The sequence below is a fragment of the Kitasatospora sp. NPDC048545 genome (assembly GCF_040651155.1).
In the GTDB taxonomy this organism is placed as follows: Bacteria; Actinomycetota; Actinomycetes; order Streptomycetales; family Streptomycetaceae; genus Kitasatospora.
Genome location: NZ_JBEZIQ010000004.1, coordinates 144,670 through 164,349 on the forward strand (window position 1 = coordinate 144,670; position 19,680 = coordinate 164,349).

At 73.9% G+C, this 19,680-nt stretch carries 19 protein-coding genes; 11 read left to right on the forward strand and 8 right to left on the reverse strand.

The window, feature by feature from the left end:
- Window positions 1–25: 25 nt before the first annotated feature.
- Window positions 26–586 (forward strand): vitamin K epoxide reductase family protein, encoded by a 561-nt coding sequence (locus tag AB0D10_RS06195; RefSeq protein WP_360252450.1) that lies wholly within the window; start codon window positions 26–28, stop codon window positions 584–586.
- A gap of 75 nt (window positions 587–661) precedes the next feature.
- Window positions 662–1,249 (forward strand): dihydrofolate reductase family protein, encoded by a 588-nt coding sequence (locus AB0D10_RS06200; protein WP_360252094.1) that lies wholly within the window; start codon window positions 662–664, stop codon window positions 1,247–1,249.
- Here the strand turns inward: AB0D10_RS06200 and AB0D10_RS06205 are convergent.
- Window positions 1,230–2,318, reverse strand: a complete 1,089-nt coding sequence (locus AB0D10_RS06205) for a hypothetical protein (protein WP_360252097.1) — start codon at window positions 2,316–2,318, stop codon at window positions 1,230–1,232. The genes AB0D10_RS06200 and AB0D10_RS06205 overlap by 20 nt on opposite strands.
- A 56-nt stretch (window positions 2,319–2,374) precedes the next feature.
- Window positions 2,375–3,373, reverse strand: coding sequence for an adenosine deaminase (locus AB0D10_RS06210; RefSeq protein ID WP_360252100.1), 999 nt, complete (start codon window positions 3,371–3,373; stop codon window positions 2,375–2,377).
- A 194-nt stretch (window positions 3,374–3,567) separates the two neighbouring features.
- On the opposite strand from AB0D10_RS06210, the gene AB0D10_RS06215 reads away from it, so the two are divergent.
- Window positions 3,568–3,849 carry a DUF6158 family protein gene (locus AB0D10_RS06215; RefSeq protein ID WP_360252103.1) on the forward strand — a complete coding sequence of 94 codons (282 nt, stop codon included), beginning with the start codon at window positions 3,568–3,570 and terminating at the stop codon, window positions 3,847–3,849.
- A gap of 141 nt (window positions 3,850–3,990) precedes the next feature.
- Window positions 3,991–5,379, forward strand: a complete 1,389-nt coding sequence (locus AB0D10_RS06220; RefSeq protein WP_360252106.1) for an NADP-dependent succinic semialdehyde dehydrogenase — start codon at window positions 3,991–3,993, stop codon at window positions 5,377–5,379.
- Window positions 5,380–5,412: 33 nt separating this feature from the next.
- On the opposite strand, the gene AB0D10_RS06225 is transcribed toward AB0D10_RS06220, so the two are convergent.
- Both AB0D10_RS06225 and AB0D10_RS06230 read right to left on the reverse strand, forming a co-directional pair.
- On the reverse strand, window positions 5,413–5,694 hold the full coding sequence (locus AB0D10_RS06225; RefSeq protein ID WP_360252109.1) for a hypothetical protein: 282 nt from the start codon (window positions 5,692–5,694) through the stop codon (window positions 5,413–5,415).
- A gap of 51 nt (window positions 5,695–5,745) precedes the next feature.
- Window positions 5,746–6,825 carry a Ku protein gene (locus AB0D10_RS06230; RefSeq protein WP_360252112.1) on the reverse strand — a complete coding sequence of 360 codons (1,080 nt, stop codon included), beginning with the start codon at window positions 6,823–6,825 and terminating at the stop codon, window positions 5,746–5,748.
- A 148-nt stretch (window positions 6,826–6,973) separates the two neighbouring features.
- Between AB0D10_RS06230 and AB0D10_RS06235 the strand changes: the two genes are divergently transcribed.
- The 3 genes from AB0D10_RS06235 (at window position 6,974) to AB0D10_RS06245 (ending at window position 10,319) form a co-directional block, all read left to right on the forward strand.
- Window positions 6,974–7,240, forward strand: coding sequence for a hypothetical protein (locus AB0D10_RS06235; protein WP_360252115.1), 267 nt, complete (start codon window positions 6,974–6,976; stop codon window positions 7,238–7,240).
- A 230-nt stretch (window positions 7,241–7,470) separates the two neighbouring features.
- A complete protein-coding gene (locus AB0D10_RS06240) occupies window positions 7,471–8,907 on the forward strand; it encodes an amino acid permease (protein WP_360252118.1) in 1,437 nt (478 codons plus the stop codon).
- A gap of 206 nt (window positions 8,908–9,113) precedes the next feature.
- Entirely contained in the window at window positions 9,114–10,319 is a 1,206-nt protein-coding gene (locus AB0D10_RS06245) for a helix-turn-helix transcriptional regulator (RefSeq protein ID WP_360252121.1), read from the forward strand.
- 225 nt (window positions 10,320–10,544) lie between these two features.
- Here AB0D10_RS06245 and AB0D10_RS06250 read toward each other — a convergent pair whose 3' ends face one another.
- Complete coding sequence (locus tag AB0D10_RS06250) at window positions 10,545–11,333, reverse strand: serine protease (protein WP_360252124.1); 789 nt, start codon at window positions 11,331–11,333, stop codon at window positions 10,545–10,547.
- Between the two features lie 141 nt (window positions 11,334–11,474).
- Between AB0D10_RS06250 and AB0D10_RS06255 the strand changes: the two genes are divergently transcribed.
- The 3 genes from AB0D10_RS06255 to AB0D10_RS06265 all read left to right on the forward strand — a co-directional run bounded on the left by AB0D10_RS06255 (window position 11,475) and on the right by AB0D10_RS06265 (window position 14,759).
- A complete protein-coding gene (locus AB0D10_RS06255; protein ID WP_360252127.1) occupies window positions 11,475–12,311 on the forward strand; it encodes an EI24 domain-containing protein in 837 nt (278 codons plus the stop codon).
- A 540-nt stretch (window positions 12,312–12,851) separates the two neighbouring features.
- Window positions 12,852–13,535, forward strand: a complete 684-nt coding sequence (locus AB0D10_RS06260) for a transglycosylase SLT domain-containing protein (protein ID WP_360252130.1) — start codon at window positions 12,852–12,854, stop codon at window positions 13,533–13,535.
- A 219-nt stretch (window positions 13,536–13,754) separates the two neighbouring features.
- Window positions 13,755–14,759: a glycosyltransferase family A protein gene (locus tag AB0D10_RS06265; RefSeq protein WP_360252133.1), complete on the forward strand. Its 1,005-nt coding sequence runs from the start codon at window positions 13,755–13,757 to the stop codon at window positions 14,757–14,759.
- Between the two features lie 63 nt (window positions 14,760–14,822).
- Here AB0D10_RS06265 and AB0D10_RS06270 read toward each other — a convergent pair whose 3' ends face one another.
- Window positions 14,823–15,449 carry a hypothetical protein gene (locus tag AB0D10_RS06270; protein ID WP_360252136.1) on the reverse strand — a complete coding sequence of 209 codons (627 nt, stop codon included), beginning with the start codon at window positions 15,447–15,449 and terminating at the stop codon, window positions 14,823–14,825.
- Between the two features lie 122 nt (window positions 15,450–15,571).
- Between AB0D10_RS06270 and AB0D10_RS06275 the strand changes: the two genes are divergently transcribed.
- On the forward strand, window positions 15,572–18,463 hold the full coding sequence (locus tag AB0D10_RS06275; RefSeq protein WP_360252139.1) for an FAD-binding and (Fe-S)-binding domain-containing protein: 2,892 nt from the start codon (window positions 15,572–15,574) through the stop codon (window positions 18,461–18,463).
- A 63-nt stretch (window positions 18,464–18,526) separates the two neighbouring features.
- Here AB0D10_RS06275 and AB0D10_RS06280 read toward each other — a convergent pair whose 3' ends face one another.
- Together AB0D10_RS06280 and AB0D10_RS06285 are read right to left on the reverse strand one after the other, a co-directional pair.
- Window positions 18,527–19,033 (reverse strand): hypothetical protein, encoded by a 507-nt coding sequence (locus AB0D10_RS06280; protein ID WP_360252142.1) that lies wholly within the window; start codon window positions 19,031–19,033, stop codon window positions 18,527–18,529.
- A 128-nt stretch (window positions 19,034–19,161) separates the two neighbouring features.
- The gene (locus AB0D10_RS06285; RefSeq protein WP_360252145.1) at window positions 19,162–19,611 is read right to left on the reverse strand and encodes a CBS domain-containing protein; all 450 of its coding nucleotides are present in this window, start codon (window positions 19,609–19,611) and stop codon (window positions 19,162–19,164) included.
- Window positions 19,612–19,680 lie beyond the last annotated feature (69 nt).

Here is a 19,680-nt window from a genome sequence, read left to right on the forward strand (position 1 = left end):
CGGCGCGAGCCGCCCGTTCGCCTGGCTGCTGGTGATCGGCGGCGCGATCGGCCTGTTCGCCTCGGCGGTCCTCACCCTGGACAAGATCCGGCTGCTGAAGGACCCGTCGTACGTCCCCAGCTGCAACATCAATCCGATCATCAGTTGCGGCTCGATCATGCGCAGCGCGCAGGCCGAGGCCTTCGGCTTCCCCAACTCGCTGATCGGACTGGTGGCCTTCGGCGTCGTCGTTGCGGTCGGCGCAGGGCTGCTCGCCGGTGCGACGTACCGGCGCTGGTTCTGGCTCGGGCTGCAGGCCGGGACGGTCTTCGGGATCGGCTTCGTGACCTGGCTGATGTACCAGGCGCTCTACCGGATCGGCGCGCTCTGCCCGTACTGCATGGTGGTGTGGGCCGCCGTGATCCCGCTGTTCTGGTACACCACGCTGCACAACCTGCGTTCCGGTGTGATCCCGGTGGGCCCCCGCCTGCGGGTGGTGGTCCGGGAGGCGGCCCGCTACCACTGGGTCGTACCGGCCCTGTGGTACGCGGTGATCGCGCTGCTGGTACTCAACCGGTTCTGGTACTACTGGAGCACCCTGATCTGATCCCGTCCGCCGCCCTCCCGCCCCGTCGTCCGGAGCGGGAGGGCCGGCGGACCACTCCTCCTCGTTGGGGGCGCCATGCGACGCAGGATCGTTCTCTTCGTCTCCGTCTCGGTGGACGGCTACTTCGAGGGCCCGGACCACGACCTCTCCTGGCACCTCGTCGACGACGAGGTGCACACCCACTTCAACCGGGAACTCGCCCGGATGGGTGCTTTCCTCTCCGGCCGGGTGACGCACGAGCTGATGGCCTCGTACTGGCCGACCGCCGACCAGGACCCGGACGCCGACGCCCCGATGATCGAGTTCGCGGGCATCTGGCGCGCGATGCCGAAGGTCGTCTTCTCCCGCACCCTCGACCACGCCGACTGGAACACCACGGTCGTCCGCGAGGTCACCCCGGAGTCGATCGCCGCCCTCACCGCCGGCCCGGGCGGCGACCTCTGCCTCAGCGGCGCGAACCTGGCCGAGTCCTTCCTCGCCCAGGACCTGATCGACGAGTTCCGGCTCTACGTCCACCCCGTCGTCCTCGGCCGCGGCACCCTGTTCTTCCGCCCGACCGACCGCCCCGCCCCGCTCACCCTGAAGGACACCCACCGCTTCACCAACGGCGTCACCCTGCTCCACTACGCCCGGGAGCGCGGGGCTACGTCGGCAGCCCGGTGAGCTCGGTGAAGGCGGCCGTGCCCGAGTAGCCGATCAGGAAGCCCACCAGCACACCGCCCCAGAAGTCCTCGACGGTGACGAACGACGGCGCCTCCGACTTCCGCGCGGCGAAGACGATCGCCGCCCCGCTCAGGATGACCGCCAGCACGAGCGAGCCGAGCGTGGTCCCCAGGGGCTGGTCGGCGAGCGCACCCAGGCTCTGCGCCTCCTGCAGCGACCGTCCGAGGCTGCCGACCAGGCCGCCCGCCACCCCGCCGGTCATCACGTTCCACAGCGCGGCCTTGAGCGGGACGGTCAGCGCCGTGGTATTGGCGAAGACCCTGCGGCGCTCGGCTCCCGGCGCCCCGGCCCCCGGCAGCGCGCCCTCGGTCTGCTCCGGCGCCAGCCCGTAGACCACGTTGAGCTGCAGGCGGTAGCTCGCGGGCACGAAGAACGGGTTCCGCGGAGTGCCGAGGCGGATCGTCCAGACGTCGGTCGACCCGGGTTCCAGCGCGACGCCCCGGGGCAGGGAGCCGATCAGCGGCACGCGTTCGCGCTCGGCCGGCCGGTCGGCGAAGACGGTCACGCTCGACTCGTCGTACGCGTGGACGTGGGTCTGCCGGGCCCGCCCGTGCAGGGACACCGACGACTCTCCGTAGGCGTGGAGGTGGAGCTGGTCGTCCGCGCCGTCCAGGCGCGCCCGGTCCCGCGAGTTCGCCCGGGCCAGCCGGGCCATCTCCTCCTCGATCCCCCGCGCCTGCTCGGCACGGTCCGGCGGGAGTGCGGCCAGGTCCGCCTCCAGCCGCCGGATCCGGGCCTGCCGCTCCTCGACGGCTGCCGCCAACCGTTCGACGTCGGCCTCCGGGAGAGCCGGTTCCGCCGCCGGATCCGGCTGCTCGGGCCTCCGCCAGAACAGCTGGGTCGGCAGGCTCATGTCCACCTTGTCGATCCACACCGGCACCGAGAAGGGGTTCTTGATGTGCAGGTAGACCGTGAAGTCCGTGCCCGAGTACACCTGCGGGACGGAGAGGTCGACCGAGAGGTCGAGCAGGCCCAGCTGGGCCGGGGGCTCCGGTGGCGAACCCGCCACCCGGACAGGCTAGCCAGGCCGGCCCGTCCGGGTGGCGGGTTCGCCCGAACCGCCCGTCAGTCCCCGATCACGCCGAAGTCGAACGCCTCGACCTCGGCCAGGAGTTCGGCCCGGCGGTCGTCGTCGATGAACGAGGCGCGGAAGGAGTTGGCGGCCAGCCGGCGCAGGGTCTCCCGCTCCAGGCCCAGGGCCTCGTGGACGGCGCGGAAGTTGTCCTCGACGTAGCCGCCGAAGTACGCCGGGTCGTCGGAGTTCACGGTGACCAGCAGGCCGGCCTCCAGCATCTCGCGCAGCGGGTGGTCGGCGATCGTGTCGATGCAGCGCAGGCGGACGTTGGACAGCGGGCACAGGGTCAGCGGGATCTGCTCGCGGACCAGGCGGGCGACCAGGTCACCGTCCTCCAGGCAGCGCAGCCCGTGGTCGATCCGCTCGACGCCGAGGACGTCCAGTGCCTCGGTGATGTACGAGGCCGGGCCCTCCTCGCCCGCGTGGGCGACGCGCCGCAGCCCTGCCTCGGCGGCCCGCCGGTACACCTCGCGGAACTTCGCCGGCGGGTTGCCGACCTCGGCCGAGTCCAGGCCGATGCCCGCGATCCGGTCGAAGTACGGGCGGGCCGCCTCGAAGGTCTCCAGCGCGGAGTCGGCGGACTCGTCCCGCAGGAAGCACATGATCAGCCGGGTGCTGATCCCGTACCGCTCCTCGCTGCGAGACAACGCCATGGTCAGTCCGTCCACCACCACGCCCAGCGGCACCCCGCGTGCGGTGTGCGCCTGCGGGTCGAAGAAGATCTCCGCGTGCCGCACGCCCTGCTCGGCGGCCCGCGTCAGGTAGGCGTCGGCGAGGTCGGCGAAGTCGTCCTCGGTGCGCAGCACGGCCATCAGCGCGTAGTACAGGTCCAGGAAGGACTGGAGGTCGCTGAAGGAGTACGCGGTGCGCAACTCCTCGGTGTCGGCGTACGGCAGCTCGACCCCGTTGCGGGCGGCGAGTTCGAAAGCGAGCTCGGGCTCCAGGGTGCCTTCGATGTGCAGGTGGAGTTCGGCCTTGGGAAGGGGCATCAGCGATCTGTCCGAGCGGTAGGGGATGGACCTGAAGGTATGAATGAATTCATCCTACGATCCAGGCGATCACCGCCCCGGCTCCGCCGCTCCGCAGGTCGCGAACGGCGCCCGGCCGCCCCGATCGAACGGGTGTACCGGCGAGGGCCACCGGGCACCCCGTAGGAGGGGACTTCCGCCGAGGAGGTACCGAGATGCGGCACGCCGACGCCACCCACATCCGGCCCGAGGGCATCTCCCCGCACGCTCTGGGCAACGACACGCTCCTGCACGAGCTGGAGCAGCTGCACCGCACGCGCCACGAGACCTTCCTGTACGGCTCGGAGGAGGCGCTGAAGCGGCACACGCTGCGCACCGGGCAGCTGGAGGCCGAGTACCTGCACCGCTTCCCCAACCGGCTGGTGACCGCCGGGCGGACGCGGGCCGGCGCCCGGGCCCGGGAGGCGGCGGCCCGGGTGGAGTCGCTGCCGGAGTGACGGGGACGGGCCGGACACCCGGCGGGACACGCCGGGCGCGCCGTGGCGTGCCCGGAGCCGGGCCGTCGGGGAGGGTGTGAGGGCAGACGCACCGGCCCCGGCCCCGCACCGGGCCCGGGCCCAGACCCCCCGGGAGCCCGCATGCCCATCGCCAGCGTCAACCCCGCGACCGGCGAGACCCTGGAGACCTTCGAACCGCTCGACGCGGCCGGCATCGAACAGCGGCTCGCCCGCGCCGAGACCACCTTCCACAGCTACCGCATCAGCCCGTTCGCCGCTCGCCAGGAGCTGATGCACCACGCCGCCGACCTGCTGGACCAGGACGGGGAGGCGGTCGCCCGGACCATGACCGAGGAGATGGGCAAGCCGCTGGCCGCCTCGCGGGCGGAGGCCGCCAAGTGCGCGAAGGCGATGCGCTGGTACGCGGACAACGCCGAGGCGCTGCTGGCCGACGAGCACCCGGCCCGGGCCGACGTCGCCGACTCCGGCGCCTCCCGCGCCTACGTCCGCTACCGCCCGCTCGGGCCGGTGCTGGCCGTGATGCCGTGGAACTTCCCGTTCTGGCAGGTGATCCGGTTCGCCGCACCGGCCCTGATGGCGGGCAACGTCGGCCTGCTCAAGCACGCGTCCAACGTGCCGCGCACGGCGCTGGCGATCGAGGAGCTGTTCCGGCGGGCCGGTTTCCCCGAGGGCTGCTTCCAGACGCTGCTGATCGGTTCGGGCGCGGTCGAGGGCGTGGTCCGGGACCCGAGGGTCGCCGCGGTCACCCTCACCGGCAGCGAGCCGGCCGGGCGGGCCGTCGCGTCCGCCGCGGCGGACGAGGTCAAGAAGGCGGTGCTGGAACTCGGCGGCAGCGACCCGTTCGTCGTCCTGCCGAGCGCCGACGTGGACACGGCGGTGGCGACCGCCGTCCGGGCCCGGGTGCAGAACAACGGCCAGTCCTGCATCGCCGCCAAGCGGTTCATCGTCCACACCGACGTCTACGACCGCTTCACCGCCGGGTTCACCGCGGCGATGCGCGCACTGCGGGTCGGCGACCCGATGGACGAGGCCACCGACGTCGGCCCGCTGGCCAGCCGCCAGGGCCGGGACGACCTGGAGGAGCTGGTCGAGGACGCCCGCACCCACGGCGCCCGGGTGGAGTGCGGCGGCGGGCGGCCGGAGGGCTGGGACACCGGCTGGTTCTACGAGCCGACGGTGCTGACCGGCATCACCCCGGCGATGCGGATCCACCAGGAAGAGACCTTCGGCCCGGTCGCCACCGTCTACCGGGTGGCCGACCTGGACGAGGCCGTCGCGCTCGCCAACGACACCCCGTTCGGCCTGAGCTCCAACGTCTGGACCACGGACGGGGCCGAGCAGGAGCGCTTCGTCCGCGACGTCCAGGCCGGCGGGGTGTTCTTCAACGGGATGACGGCCTCCCACCCGGCGCTGCCGTTCGGCGGAGTCAAGCGCTCCGGGTTCGGGCGGGAGCTGTCCGGGCACGGGATCCGGGAGTTCTGCAACGTCACCACGGTGTGGATCGGCTGAGTCCTCCCGGACCCCCGCTCACCCCGGGCCGGGTCAGGCCGCCGCCCGGTGCCGGCCCGGGCCGGGCGTCATCCAGCGGGCGAGCACGCCGATCATGGCGATCACCGTGAGGCCCCAGAAGATCGCCATCGGCACCAGCACCGCCAGCAGGCTGATCTGGGCGGCGGCCATGCCCATGCCGACCGACAGCGTGATCATGAGCGTCACCACGGTGGGGCTGAGGGTGAGCAGCCAGTTCCAGGCCCGGTGCCCGAAGCCCTGGTTCTTCCGGGCCTCGGGGCCGGTTTCGACTTCCTTGTAGGTCAGCAGGTCCATCGGGATCGCCTCCGATACGGGACGGGAGGAAAGCGCCTGGCCCGGGGGGGGTCAGGAGGCCTTGCGCGGGGCCGTGGACTTCCGGCTCCCGGTCTTCTTCGCCGCCGGGGTCCGCCCGGCGGCGTCGCCCTTCGAAGCGGTCCGGTCGGCGGCGGTCTTCCCGGCGGCGGCGGACTTCCCGGAGGCGGCCTTCGCGGCCGGCTTCCTCGCGGCGGGCTTCCTCGCGGGGGGCTCGGCGTTCCTCTTCGCCGGCGCGCGTCTGCGCGGCGCGGGCTCCGTCTCAGCCTCCGCCTCCGCCTCCGCCTCCGCCGACCCGACGTCCGACCCGACGTCCGACCCGACGTCCGACCGGCGTCCGCCCTTGGCCTGCTTGAGGCTGCTGCGCAGCGCCTCCATCAGGTCGATCACGTTGTCCGGCGCCTCGCCGCCGTCCTCCTCGTGCGGGATCTCGACGCCCTCCAGCCGCGCGCTGATCACCTGCTGCAGCGCCTGCTGGTAGTCGTCGTGCAGCCGGGACAGGTCGAAGTCCTCGGAGAGGGTGTCCATCAGCGACCGCGCCATCTTGAGCTCCTGCGGCCGGACGGTGACGTCCTCCTCGGGCGCGATCCCGGCCGCCGGGCGGACCTCGTCGGGCCAGATGCAGGTCTGCAGCACGAGCGTGTTGTCGTGCACCCGCAGCACCGCGGGCGACTCCCGGGTGCGCAGCGCGATCTTGGTGACGGCGATCTGCCCGGACTCGGTGAGCGCGTCGCGCAACAGCGCGTACGGTTTGGCTGCCGCCTTGTCGGCCACCCCGACGTAGTAGGCCTTGGAGAACATCAGCGGATCGATCTCGCCCTCGTCGACGAAGGCCAGCACGTCGATGATCTTCTTGCTGGGGAGCGGCAGGTCGGCGAGGTCCTCGTCGCTGAGCGTGACGGTCCGCCCGTCGGGGGATTCGTAGCCCTTGGCGATCTCCGCGTACGGGACTTCCTTCTCCTCCCGCTCGCAGTACCGCTTCATCCGCACCCGGCCGCCGTCCGTGGCGTGCACCTGGTGCAGCGGGACGTCGTGCTCCTGCGTCGCGGAGTAGAGGTGGACGGGGATGCTGACCAGCCCGAAGCTGATCGTCCCCTTCCAGGTGGTCTGCATGGGGTCGCTCCTGTCCGGCGCCGGGAACCGGCGGGCGCCGAGGACGCTCGGGGACTGCTCCGACGAATGCCCCGAGAAGTCCCACTCTGCCCGCGTTCGGGCCGATCGGCCACACCGCGCGGACAATGGGCCGAGGAGGGCGATGCGGATGACCGCCACACACCGACCCGGCCACGCTCCGCCACCGGACCGGACGACATACCGGGTGACCTACACCGTGTTCGGCGAGGTCCGCCGGGACGAGGTCACCGTGGTGCCCGGGTACTCCCGGGAGGACGACATCCCGCGCATCCTCGCGGCCCGGCTCGCCGGCCGGCCCTCCGACCGCCCGGGGCTGCGGCCGGGGCCGCCGTCGGAGCGGACACAGCCGGAGCGGACGCCCGAGGTCGTCGTGCTCGACTTGAGGGAGATCTGACCTCGCCGGACCCCCGCAAGCCTGACCATGCGTCAGATCTGAGCTTTCCGGACACCCTCCGCACCTAGCCTGACCTGGGCTTTTATGTCCGGTAAGCGAACAGTTATCAATGCCTTGTTCCGATACTCGGGCGTAGAAGTTAGGTTGCACCGCAATGCGCGGGTCTGTCCCCCCACCCTGTGGCGACGAGCCGAGGGTCGCCGCGCTGGAAAGGCACAGGGCACCCCTAGATGAGTGCGAACACCACCAAGCCGGCAGCCGCCCAGGTCCCCCACCAGGCGGGACCGGACGGGCACGGCGGCGACGGCCACCTGAAGGCCGGGCTCAAGAACCGCCACCTGTCGATGATCGCCATCGGCGGTGTGATCGGCGCCGGCCTGTTCGTCGGCTCCGGCGCGGGCATCGCGTCCACCGGCCCCGGCATCCTGCTCTCCTACGCACTGGCCGGCGCGCTGGTCGTGCTGGTGATGCGGATGCTCGGCGAGATGGCCGCGGCCGACCCGCAGAGCGGCTCCTTCTCGGCGTACGCGGACCGCGCGCTGGGCCGCTGGGCCGGCTTCTCCATCGGCTGGCTGTACTGGTTCTTCTGGGTCGTGGTGCTCGCGGTCGAGGCGACGGCCGGCGCGAAGATCCTCAACCAGTGGGTGCCCGGCGTGCCGCAGTGGGGCTGGGCGCTGATCGTCATGGCGGTGCTGACCGCCACCAACCTGTTCTCGGTCGCCTCCTACGGCGAGTTCGAGTTCTGGTTCGCCGGGATCAAGGTCGTCGCGATCGCCGCCTTCCTGGTGATCGGCGTCCTCGCCGCATTCGGCCTGCTGCCCGGCACCCACGCGGTCGGCGCCAGCAACCTGACCGGCCACGGCGGCTTCCTGCCGCACGGGGTGGGCGCGGTCTTCACCGGCATGCTGACCGTGGTCTTCGCCTTCATGGGGAGCGAGATCGTCACCCTGGCCGCCGGCGAGTCGGAGGACCCGCAGAAGGCGGTGACCAAGGCCACCAACAGTGTGATCTGGCGCATCGGCATCTTCTACCTGGGCTCGATCCTGCTCGTGGTCACCCTGCTGCCCTGGGACTCGGCCGAGGTCAAGGCCAGCCCGTACGTGGCGGTGCTGGACCACATCGGCATCCCGGGCGCCGGCCAGGTGATGGACGTGATCGTGCTGACCGCGGTGCTGTCCTGCCTGAACTCCGGGATGTACACGGCCTCCCGGATGGCCTTCTCGCTCGGCCAGCGCGGCGACGCCCCGAAGGCCTTCGCCAAGGTGACCGAGCGCGGCGTGCCGCGGGTGGCCATCCTCTCCTCGGTGGTCTTCGGCTTCGTCGCGGTGTTCTTCAACTACACCTCGCCGGACACCGTGTTCGCCTTCCTCCTCAACTCCTCCGGCGCGGTCGCGCTCTTCGTCTGGCTGGTGATCTGTGCCACCCAGCTGCGGATGCGCAAGATCATCGAGCGCGAGATGCCCGAGCGGCACACCGTCCGGATGTGGCTGTACCCGTACCTGACCTGGACCGCGATGGGCATGATCGGGTTCGTCATGGCGTACATGTTCACCGACGCCGACGGGCGCAAGCAGATGTACCTGTCGCTGGTCGCCGCGGCGATCGTGCTCGCGGCCTCGGCCGTGGTGGGCCGACGGCGACGGGCCGCGGTGGCGGCGGGCTCCTGACCCGTCCGCGCCGCGCGTGAAACGCCGGGCCCGGGAGCCGTTGCGGAGGCTCCCGGGCCCGGTGCCGTTCTCCGGGCCGCCGACCCGCCGCCCGGCCGCCCTGATGCCGGTACCGGGACGCGACAGTTTGACCAAGGCACGTCAAGGGGGATACCTCGGCATGGCGCTCCCCCACGAGCGCTCCCCCACCCCCTCCGGGAGACCCCGTGCCGCCCCTGCCCTCCCCCACGCCGTCCTCGACACCCTCGCCACCCCCGCCGCGCGCCGAACCCGAGTCCGCGCGCCTGCGCTTCGGCCGCCGGTTACGCCACTGGCGCGAGGCCCGCGGCCTCAGCCAGACCGAACTCGGCCGGCTGCTCGGCTACCACAACTCACTGATCAGCCGGGTGGAGAACGCCCGCCGCTGGCCACCGCCGGGAATGCCCGCCCGGGCCGACGAACTCCTGCTCGCCTGCGGCGAGTTGGCAGACCTGTGGCAGACCGTCCGGCAGGAGCGCGAACGCCTCGGCGACCTCGCCGCCGCCACCCGGCCGCCACTCGCCACCGGCGCCGCCCCACCGGACGCCGCCACCGTCGAGGTGCTCGCCCACCTGCTCGCCGGCTACCGTGCGGCCGCCGGCCGGATCGGCGGCGAGGAACTGGCCGCCGTCCTGGAGCACCACGCCCGCACCCTGGCCGGCCGGCCCCACGCCGCGCCGCAGGAGAGCCCCGCCGCCGCCCGCTCGCTCGCCGCCCAGTACGCCGAACTCGCCGGCTGGGCCCACTTCGAGGCCGAACGCCGCACCCGGGCACTCAGCTGGTACGCCACCGGGCTGGAATGGGCACGCGCGACCGGCGACCAGGCCACCACGGCCGCACTGCTCACCCGCCAGAGCACCCTGCACTGGTGGCGCGGCGACCCGGCCACCGCGCTCGCCCTCGCCGAGGCCGCCCGGACCGCCGCCCCGCCCCTGGCCGGACTGCGGGCCTGGGTCGCCGTCGCCCTGGCCCACGCCCACGCGCTGGCCGGCGAGACGCCGAAGGTGCGCCGGACCCTGGCGGACGCCCGGCGGCTGACCGCGGCCGCGCTGCGCTCGGGCGATCCGACGCCCTGGTCGGCGCGCGCCGACCTGGTCCTGGCGGTCGCGCACGGCACCTGCCACCGGGACCTCGCCGTCCGCACCGGCGGCACCGCGCGTTCCCGCACCGCCCACGCCCGCACCGCGGCGGCCCGGCTGGAGGCCGCCCTACGGCTCGTCGACCCGGCCGCCCACCCGCGCGACCACGCCCTGGTCAGCGCCCGCCTCGCCGGTGCCCACGCCCTCGCCGGCCGCCCGGACGCCGCCACCACCATGCTCGCCCGGCTGCCCCCGCACACCACGGGCCGCATCGCCCGTGAGCGGCGGCGGGCCGAGGAGTGGCTGAACAGCTGAACGCCCGGGCAGTCCGGTAACCGCCCGGGAGCGGCGGAGGCGCCGGTCCGCGGCCGGACGGCGCCGCCCGGCCCGGCGGCGAGGCACCGAGCCGGCGGAGCGGCGGGCTCCGCGAGGCAGCGGGCCCCACGGAGAACGGCGGGGCCGGCCACCACCTGCGGGAGTGGTGGCCGGCCCCGCCGGGCCGGTTCGAGCGGTCCTACCGGTCCGTCCGGCCCTACCGGCTCAGAGGCCGGCCGCCGCCGCGGCGATGTCGGCCGCGTAGGTGCTCACCTGGGTGTAGATGCCCGGGTAGCCCGCGCGGGCGCAGCCTTCGCCCCAGCTGACGATGCCGACCTGGACCCAGCGGCCAGCCGCGTCCTTGCGGACCATCGGGCCGCCGGAGTCACCCTGGCAGGTGTCGACCCCGCCCCGGTCGACGTAGCCCGCGCAGAGCGACCCGGCGGTGTTCAGGCCCGGGTAGGCGCCGGCGCAGGTCGCGTCGTCGACGAACGGCACGGTGGCCTTGAGCAGGTACCGCTGCTGGGCTCCGCCCTCGCGTGCGGCGCCCCAGCCCATGATGGTGAAGGTGCCGTTGTCGTAGGCGGTGGAGGTGGCGATCGGCAGGGTGCCGACCTGGCTGCTGCTCACCGGCGAGTCCAGCTTGATCAGCGCCCAGTCGTCGCCGTTCTCGGCGCCGGTGAAGGCGGGCGACTGGTAGACGTACGAGGAGCGGACCGTGATCGCGCTGCCGCTGCGCAGGTCGACCGCGCCGAAGGTGGCGGTGATGCTGCTGTCGGCGCCGGTGCCGTCGACGCAGTGGGCGGCGGTCAGCACGATCTGCGGGGTGTAGAGCGCGCCGCCGCAGCCCATCGAGAGCCGCGCCATGAAGGGGAACTCGCCCTGCGCGGCACGCGTGCCGCCGACCACGGTCGGCGACGGCGCGGGCGAGGCCGCGGCGGGCAGTACGAGCAGGCCGGCGCCGAACACCAGCCCGGCCAACAGGCTTACCATTCTGCTGAATTGACGCTTCATCAGTCTCCTCCTTGCAGGTGGGGGAGAACCGAGAGTGGCCCGGTGGGCGGCGCCGCAGGAGGGGCCCGGCATTGCCGGTCGAATCTGGCAGGAACACGGCAATGCAGGGTTCCGCGTGCGGAGGCCCTAGGGTGATCGCCCATGCGGGATCTTGCGGCGGGGATGAAGTACCTGATCGAGGGCCAGAAGTGGGTGGGCCGGCACGGCCGCTGGTGGGGCTTCGGGATGCTTCCGGCCCTGCTCGCCCTGATCGGCTACGCGGTCGCGCTCACCTTCCTCGCCGCCCGGTCCGTGGACCTCGCGGGCTGGGCCACGCCGTTCGCCGACCACTGGGGCTCGCCCTGGCAGGCCCTGCTGCGCGACGCGCTCGCGGCGGCCGTCTTCGGCGGCGGCCTGCTGTTCGCCCTGCTCACCTTCACCGCCGTCACCCTGCTGGTCGGCCAGCCCTTCTACGAGGCGCTCTGCGCCGAGGTCGACAAGACCGAGGGCGGCGCCCCGACCCCACCGGACACCCCGCTCTGGCGCGAGCTGCTGGTCGCCGTGCGCGACAGCGTGTACGTGCTGGTGCGGGTGGCGGCGTTCGGCGTGGTGCTGTTCGCCTGCGGGTTCATCCCGCTGGTCGGCCAGACGGTGGTCCCGGCGCTCGGCTTCCTGGTGTCCGGCTTCTTCCTGACCGTCGAGCTGACGGCCGTCGCCCTGCAGCGGCGCCGGGTGCCGCAGCCGGAGCGGATCCGACTGCTGCGGGCCCGGCTCGGGCTGGCACTGGGGTTCGGCACGCCATTGGCGCTGGCGTTCCTGGTGCCACTGGTGACGGTCCTCGCCATGCCGGGTGCCGTCGCGGGTGCCACCCTGCTGGCCCGCGACCTCGTCCCGGCCGGGGACGAGACAGGAGGAGAGGGGGAGGAGGGGGCCTCGGCCCCGGCCGTTCCCGCACCCGCCGCCCGGCCCGGCCCGGGAAACCCGTCCACGACCCCGTGAAGGGGTGAGCACCCGGTCACTCCGCGTCGAACCCGCGTCGGCAAACGTGTGACACCTCCCACAGGCGGTCCGGCATCTACGATCCCCGCTAGTGGACGGCTGCCGCGCGGGCCCCGACCGGGCATCGACGCCGGGCCTGCCCCGGCCCTGGACCGACGGAGTACGGCCTGAAGAACGCAGGCCACCGCGGCTGTCACCCTTGCATTCCTCCGATGCCACGGGTGAAATGACCCCCCGGTCCGCAATTCGGGCAAATCACCACAAATGCACTGACCGGCCCCGCCCGGCCGCGCCCGCAACCACGATGCGGCGTAGTAGTGAGTGCCTTTGCGAGCCGTCACGGGCCCTGCCAAGAATGGCCTGTCGCCACGGCGGCGCGGCCGGTCCGATCCGCCGCGCAGCCCGCCCGCCCCGCCGTTCCCGCCGGGGCGCCACGGCCGTCCCCGACGGCCGCGCGGGCCCCGCTCCCCCGGAGCCCGCGCGATGCCCCGTGCCCGGCACCCCCGGCACGGCCCCCGACGGAGAAGGAACGCCCGCTTCATGCAGCTCAGCCATGCCCGCCGCAACTCCCTGATCACCGGCGTCGCCACCCTCGTGGTCGCGAGCGCCGCCACCGCCGCGCTCGCCATCCCGCAGGCCGGGAACACCGCCGAGGCCGCCGCCCCCGTGGCCGCCGTCTCGGTGGACGGCAAGCCGGTCACCGGCCAGGCCCAGGCTGACACCGCTGCCGCTGCCCAGCAGGCCACCCAGGAGGCCCAGGCCGCGCAGGCCAAGGCCGAGGCGGACGCCGCCACCCAGGCGCAGGCCCAGGCCGCCGCCCAGGCGCAGGCCGACGCGCAGGCGCAGGCCCAGGCCCAGGCGGACGCCAAGGCCAAGGCCGACGCCGAGGCCGCCGCCTCCCGCTCCCAGGAGCGCCAGAACCTCGCCACGACCTACTCCGGCACCCCGCAGCAGATCGCCGCGCAGATCGTCCCGGCCGGCCAGCTGCAGTGCTTCAGCAACATCGTGTTCCGCGAGAGCAGCTGGAACCCGCTGGCCGTCAACGCCTCCTCCGGCGCCTACGGCCTGGTCCAGGCCCTGCCCGGCTCCAAGATGGCCTCCGCGGGCGCCGACTGGCGCACCAACCCGGCCACCCAGATCAAGTGGGGCCTCACCTACATGAACACCCGCTACGGCAGCCCGTGCGGCGCCTGGTCGTTCTGGCAGGCGCACCACTGGTACTGAGCCGACCCCTCCACTCGGCGCACCCGGCCCGCGACGCACCCGCGTCGCGGGCCGCGCGGCGTTTCACCCGCACCCCGCCACACTGCCGTCTGTCGTGGACGCGTCCGGAAGGCCGCGTGAAGATATGGCGCACGGTAGTACGATTTGCCGCCAATTGATCCGAATTACACGCCGTCAGAGCTTTGCCACAGTTCGCGCGCCCTCTTACGCTCCGGCGTCATGCCCTCACCCCTGATCAGCGTCGTGCTCCCCGCCTACGACCAGCACGAACAGCTCGCCGACTGCCTGGACTCGCTGCTCGCGCAGTCCCTGGCCGACGTCGAGGTGATCGTGGTCGCCGACCGCTCCCCCGAGACGGCGGGCGAGCTCGCCGACGCGTACGCGGCGCGGCATCCACGGGTGTCCACGCTGCACCTGAACGCGGCGGTCGGGGTCGGGGTGAGCCGCAACGCCGGGGCGGCCCGGGCGAGCGGCGAGTACCTGCTGTTCCTCGACGCCGACCACCTGCTGCCGCGGGACGCGCTCCGGACGCTCGCCGACCGGCTCAAGCAGACCGGCCCGGTCGACGTGCTGCTGTTCGGCCACTCCCGTCGGCACCAGGACCGGGACTGGCCCGGCGGGGCCGAGGCACTGCTCGCCGAGGTCGGCCCCGAGCCGTTCGCCCCCTTCGACCGGCCCGAGCTGTTCGGCGCGCCGCCGCTGATCTGGGACCGGCTGATCCGCCGCGGCCACTGGGAGGACCTCGGGCTCGCCTTCCCGGACGGCCGCTACGAGGAGATCCCGGTCGTGCACGCGGCCCTGCTCGGCGCGCAGAAGGCCGCCGCCCTTGCGCGCGAGTGCGTCCAGCTGCGCCGCCGCGAGACCGTCCACCCGTCCGGCGGGCCCGGCAGCAGCGTCTTCGACCTGTTCGACCAGTACGAGCGTAGCTTCGCGCTGCTGGAGGACCTGCCCCACCTGTACGCGGTGCGCGACGCGCTGTTCGTCCGGATGGTCCGGCACTACCTGTTCGTCTTCGACCTCGCCGGCTGCGTCACCCGCGCCGAGCGCCCGCAGTTCTTCCACCGCGCCGCCGAGCACCACCGCCGTTTCCAGCCGCCGGGCCACCGCCGGCCGGGCGGCCGTGAGGGGATCAAGTTCTCCCTGCTGGCCGGCGGCGCCTACCCGGCGTTCGAGGTCGCCAAGCTCTCACACATCGCGCGCGGCACCCTCACCGGGCGGAAGTAGCCCGGACCGTTCCCGGACCGGAGCCGGGCGGCCCGGGAGCAGCCCTCCCCGGGGCGGCCCGCCTCAGGCGTGCGCGGTGCCCCCGTCCGCCGCCATCGCGGCGGCGATCCGGCGGGCGCGCTCGGCCGCCACCCCGGCGGGTAGCGGCGGCAGCACGTCCATCCACAGCGGCAGCGTGGAGCCGCGCAGCTGCGCCATCCCCTCCGGCCGGCCGATCAGCCACAGGTGCAGGTGCGCGGCACCGTCGCCCCAGCGGTTCACATGGACCCGGCCGACGCCGCCGAGCGACAGCACGGCCCGCTCCACCCGCTGGAGCATCGGGCCGAGCCGCCCGGACAGCTCGGCCGGCAGGTCCGTCAGGTCGTGGTGGGCACGGGGCTGGAGCAGCAGGACGGCGGGCAGGCCGGTCGGCTCGTCGGTCGCGCTGAGGCGCCAGTGCTCGTCGGTCCAGAGGAAGTCGGAGTCGGGGCGGGCGCACTGCTTGCAGTCCTCCGGGCCGTCCTCGCCCTGGCGGGGCGGCTCTGGCAGGTCCGGGGCCCGCAGCGGCCGCACGGTCAGCTCGCCCTCGTACGGGAAGATCTCCCACGACGGCGCACCGTCCGCCGGGACGGGCAGCGGCTCACCGATCGGGAGGCGGCCGAGGTAGGCGTCGGGACCGGCCGGGTCGTCGGCCGCGGGTTCGGTGATCATGGGTGCAGACAGTGCCACATGACACCCCGTCGGTGGTACCCCCGTCGCGCCCGGTGCCCGCGCGGCCGGATGCCTGCGATCATCGGCGGAGCCGTGTCCCCGCACCGCCCGGGAGGTCCCTGGTGAGCCGTCCGTCCGCCGACCCCGGGGCCGAGCTGGCCCGTGAGCTGTCCGCCGTGCTGCGCGGCGAGGTCCGCTTCGGCGCCGCCGAGCGGACCGTCTACGGCCACGACGCCTCCAACTACCGGCAGCTGCCGCTCGGCGTGGTCAAGCCCGCCGATTCGGACGACGTGCGCACCGCGCTGGCGCTGTGCCGTGAGTACCGGGTGCCGGTCGTGCCGCGCGGGGCCGGGACCAGCATCGGCGGCCAGGCGATCGGTCCGGGTGCGGTGGTGCTGGACTTCCGCCGCCACCTCGGCGAGGTGCTGGAGATCGATCCGCAGGCCCGCACCGCCCGCGTCCGGCCCGGCACCGTCCTGGACGACCTCCAGCGCGCCGCCCGGCCGTACGGGCTGCGCTTCGGCCCGGACCCGTCCACGCACAGCCGCTGCACCATCGGCGGCATGATCGGCAACGACTCCTGCGGCTCGCACTCACTCGCCTGGGGCCGCACCGCCGACAACGTGGAGCGGCTGGAGCTGCTGCTCGCCGACGACACCGAACTGACCGTCGGCGGCCCGCTCGACGCCGGGCAGCGCGCGGCACTCACCGGGCTGCCCGGACGGGTCGGCGAACTCCATCGGCAGCTCCAGGAGTTCACCGACCACAACCTCGCCGCCATCCGGCAGGGCATGCCCCGGCTGCCGCGCCGCACCTCCGGGTACCCGCTGGACGCCCTGCTGCCCGAGCACGGCCACGACCTCGCCCGGGCGCTCACCGGCACCGAGGGCACCTGCGCACTGCTGCTCGGCGCCACCGTCCGCCTCGTCGAGGACCCGCCCGCACGCGCCCTGGTGGTGGCCGGCTACCCCGACGAAGGCGCCGCCGCCGACGCCGTCCCCGCGCTCCTGCCGTTCGGGCCGCTGACCGCCGAGGGCATGGCGGCCGACCTGATCGCCGCGCTGCTCGCGGCCGGCCGCCGCCCGCCCGCACTGGACCGGCTGCCCGCCGGCGAGTGCTGGCTCCTCCTGGAGACCGGCGGCGCCACGACACTGGCGGCCTACCAGGCCGCCCGCCGGCTCGCCGACGCCGTCCGCCGCGAGCGCTCGGCCTCCGTCGCGCTGGTCACCGACCCCGCCGAGCAGCGCCAGCTGTGGGGGGTCCGGGAGGCCGGTGCCGGGATCGTCACCCGGCTGCCCGGGGGCGGGGAGGCCTGGCCAGGCTGGGAGGACTCCGCCGTCCCGCCCGAGCGGCTCGGCGACTACCTGCGGGACCTGCGCGCCCTGCTGCGCCGGCACAGCCTGCGCGGCGTCCCCTACGGGCACTTCGGCGAGGGCTGCGTGCACCTGCGGATCGACTTCCCGCTGGACCAGCCCCACGGGGTGCTGGTGTTCCGGGACTTCCTGGAGCAGGCCGCCGACCTGGTGGTCTCCCACGGCGGTTCGCTCTCCGGCGAGCACGGCGACGGGCAGGCCCGCGCCGAACTGCTGCCGCGCATGTACCCGGCCGGGATCATCGACCTGTTCGGCGGGTTCAAGCGGATCTGGGACCCGGAGAACCTGCTCAACCCGGGCGCCCTGGTCGACCCCCGCCCGCTCGACGCCGACCTCCGCTTCGTCACCGCCCCGCGCCGCCCGCTGCCACTGGCCCTTCCGTACGAGCAGGACGGGGGCAGCCTGGCCAAGGCGGTGCACCGCTGCGTCGGCGTCGCCAAGTGCGTGGACCCGACCACCGGGGTGATGTGCCCGAGCTACATGGCCACCGGCGAGGAGCGGCACTCCACCCGGGGACGGGCGCGGCTGCTCGCCGAGATGCTGCGGGGGGACGCGATCCCCGACGGCTGGCGGTCCGAGGAGGTCCGGGAGGCGCTGGACCTCTGCCTGAGCTGCAAGGGCTGCGCGAGCGACTGCCCGGTCCACGTCGACATGGCGACCTACAAGACCGAGTTCCTGCACCAGCACTACCGGCACCGGCCGCGCCCGCGCGCGCACTACGCGATGGGCGGACTGCCGCTCTGGCTGCGCGCGGTGGCGCTCGCCCCCGGGGCCGCCAACGCCCTGGTCCGCTCGCCGCTCGGCGGGCTGCTCAAACGGCTCGGCGGGATCGACCCGCGCCGGGTGCTGCCGGTCTTCCCGCCGGAGACCTTCACCGCCTGGTACCGGCGGCACCGCGCCGCGCACCCGGCACCGGCGGGCGCCCGCCCGGTAGTGCTGTGGCCGGACACCTTCTCCGAGCACCTGCAGCCGAACGTGCCGCGCGCGGCCGTCGAGGTGCTGGAGCACCTGGGCTTCGACGTCCGACTGCCCCCGGGCCCGGTCTGCTGCGGCCTCACCTGGTACTCCACCGGCCAACTCGACACCGCCCGCAAGGTGTTGCGGCGCAGCCTGCGCACGCTGGCGGCGGCCGGGCTCCCGGCCGACACCCCCGTGGTCGGTCTGGAGCCCAGCTGCATCGCCACCCTGCGCGAGGACCTGCCCCGACTGCTCGGTCCGGACGGCCGCCCGCTCGCCGAACGCACCCGCACCTTCGCCGAGTTCGTCGACGCGTACGCCCCGGACGCACCGCTCCCCCGCGTCCCGCTGGAGGCCGTCACCCAGACCCACTGCCACCAGCACGCCGTGCTCGGCAGCGCCGCCGACCGCCGGGTCGAGTCCCGACTGGGCCTGCACAACCGAGTGCTGGACTCCGGCTGCTGCGGGCTGGCGGGCAGCTTCGGCTTCGAGAAGGGCCACTTCGAGGTGTCCGCGGCGATCGCCGAGCGGGTCCTGCTGCCCGAGGTCCGGGCGACCGGGCCGGACACGGTGGTGCTGGCGGACGGCTTCAGCTGCCGCACGCAGATCTCCCAACTCACCGACGGGCGGCAGGCGTTGCACCTGGCGGAGCTGATCGCCCGGGAGCTGCGCCACACGGAGTGACGCTGCGCACCCGGGGCCGCCTGCGCCGGCACTGCCCACACACCCGGGCCACGCGCGCCCGGGCTAAGCGTGCGCGGCGAGGAAGGTCCCGGCGTGCGCCGCGGCCTCCTCGCGGGTCGGGTAGCCGACGTCGGCCGCGCCGGTCGTCCCGTCCGCGCCGGTGCCCGTCCAGCGCCAACCGCCCCGGGCGGCGCCCGAGGCCAACTCTAATTTCCCGCCGAACAGTTCGAGCACGCCCGGGCGGGCGGGCGGACGACTGACGGCCTCCGGCCACTTCTTCCGGGCACCCTGCCGGGTGATGCCCCAGGCGCCACCGAGCTGCTCGTAACCGGCCCCGTAGGAACCGGCGGTGGCGGCGGCGACCGCGGTGAGCTGCCGGACCTCGGCATCCACCAGCTTCCAGGCGGACAGGACGGAGAGCGCGACCTCGACCGGCTCCGCGTCCCACATCCGCGCCTCGGGCAGTCCGGTCACACGGGAGCGCACGGCGGCGGCGAGCGGGTTGAGCGCGTCGAGCAGGGCCCGGACCAGCTCGGCCTTCTCCTCGGGGGTGATCTCCACGGTCGTCATGATGACAACTCCAGTTGCCATTCCACCTTTCGACAACCGAAGTTACCGACCGGATCGGTCCGAACCCCACCGGACCCCGGCACCCCGCCGCTCGAGGGCGGGGGCCACACCCCGGACGTCCGACGGCCTCAGCCCTCGGCGGCCGCCGAGGGCGCCTCCTCCGCGCAGACCGCCGACACGAACTCGGCCACCCGGGACTGCGGCATGCCGCGGGCGATGTCCGCCTCGCTGATCATGCCGACCAGCTTGTGCTCCGGGTGGTTGATCACCGGCAGCCTGCGCACCTGGTACTGCTCCATCACCCGCAGCACCTGCTCGCAGTCCTCGTCCGCCTCCACCGTCATCGGCCGCCCCTGCGCCAGCTCCCCCGCCGTCACCGACGCCGGGTCACGACCCTCGGCGACGCACCGCAGCACGATGTCGCGGTCGGTCACGATGCCCAGCAGCTTGTCGCCCGGCCCGCAGATGGGCAGGGCGCCCACGTCGCGTTCCCGCATGATCCGGGCGGCGGCAGCGAGCGTCTCGTGCTCGCGGATGCACTCCGCGCCCGGGTGCATGATGTCGCTGGCTATGGTCATGGTCCGCCTCCTGACCTGGCTTCCTCCCCCTGTCCATCGTGGTCCGGCCGGGTGGCCGACGCCACCGGG

Coding starts and splice junctions, on each gene's coding strand:
- AB0D10_RS06270 (WP_360252136.1), bottom strand. CDS start 15,449: ATGATCACCGAACCCGCGGCCGACGACCCGGCCGGTCCCGACGCCTAC.
- AB0D10_RS06200 (WP_360252094.1), top strand. CDS start 662: ATGCGACGCAGGATCGTTCTCTTCGTCTCCGTCTCGGTGGACGGCTAC.
- AB0D10_RS06230 (WP_360252112.1), bottom strand. CDS start 6,825: ATGCAGACCACCTGGAAGGGGACGATCAGCTTCGGGCTGGTCAGCATC.
- AB0D10_RS06240 (WP_360252118.1), top strand. CDS start 7,471: ATGAGTGCGAACACCACCAAGCCGGCAGCCGCCCAGGTCCCCCACCAG.
- AB0D10_RS06225 (WP_360252109.1), bottom strand. CDS start 5,694: ATGGACCTGCTGACCTACAAGGAAGTCGAAACCGGCCCCGAGGCCCGG.
- AB0D10_RS06280 (WP_360252142.1), bottom strand. CDS start 19,033: ATGACGACCGTGGAGATCACCCCCGAGGAGAAGGCCGAGCTGGTCCGG.
- AB0D10_RS06260 (WP_360252130.1), top strand. CDS start 12,852: ATGCAGCTCAGCCATGCCCGCCGCAACTCCCTGATCACCGGCGTCGCC.
- AB0D10_RS06220 (WP_360252106.1), top strand. CDS start 3,991: ATGCCCATCGCCAGCGTCAACCCCGCGACCGGCGAGACCCTGGAGACC.
- AB0D10_RS06255 (WP_360252127.1), top strand. CDS start 11,475: ATGCGGGATCTTGCGGCGGGGATGAAGTACCTGATCGAGGGCCAGAAG.
- AB0D10_RS06285 (WP_360252145.1), bottom strand. CDS start 19,611: ATGACCATAGCCAGCGACATCATGCACCCGGGCGCGGAGTGCATCCGC.
- AB0D10_RS06215 (WP_360252103.1), top strand. CDS start 3,568: ATGCGGCACGCCGACGCCACCCACATCCGGCCCGAGGGCATCTCCCCG.
- AB0D10_RS06210 (WP_360252100.1), bottom strand. CDS start 3,373: ATGCCCCTTCCCAAGGCCGAACTCCACCTGCACATCGAAGGCACCCTG.
- AB0D10_RS06265 (WP_360252133.1), top strand. CDS start 13,755: ATGCCCTCACCCCTGATCAGCGTCGTGCTCCCCGCCTACGACCAGCAC.
- AB0D10_RS06235 (WP_360252115.1), top strand. CDS start 6,974: ATGACCGCCACACACCGACCCGGCCACGCTCCGCCACCGGACCGGACG.
- AB0D10_RS06250 (WP_360252124.1), bottom strand. CDS start 11,333: ATGAAGCGTCAATTCAGCAGAATGGTAAGCCTGTTGGCCGGGCTGGTG.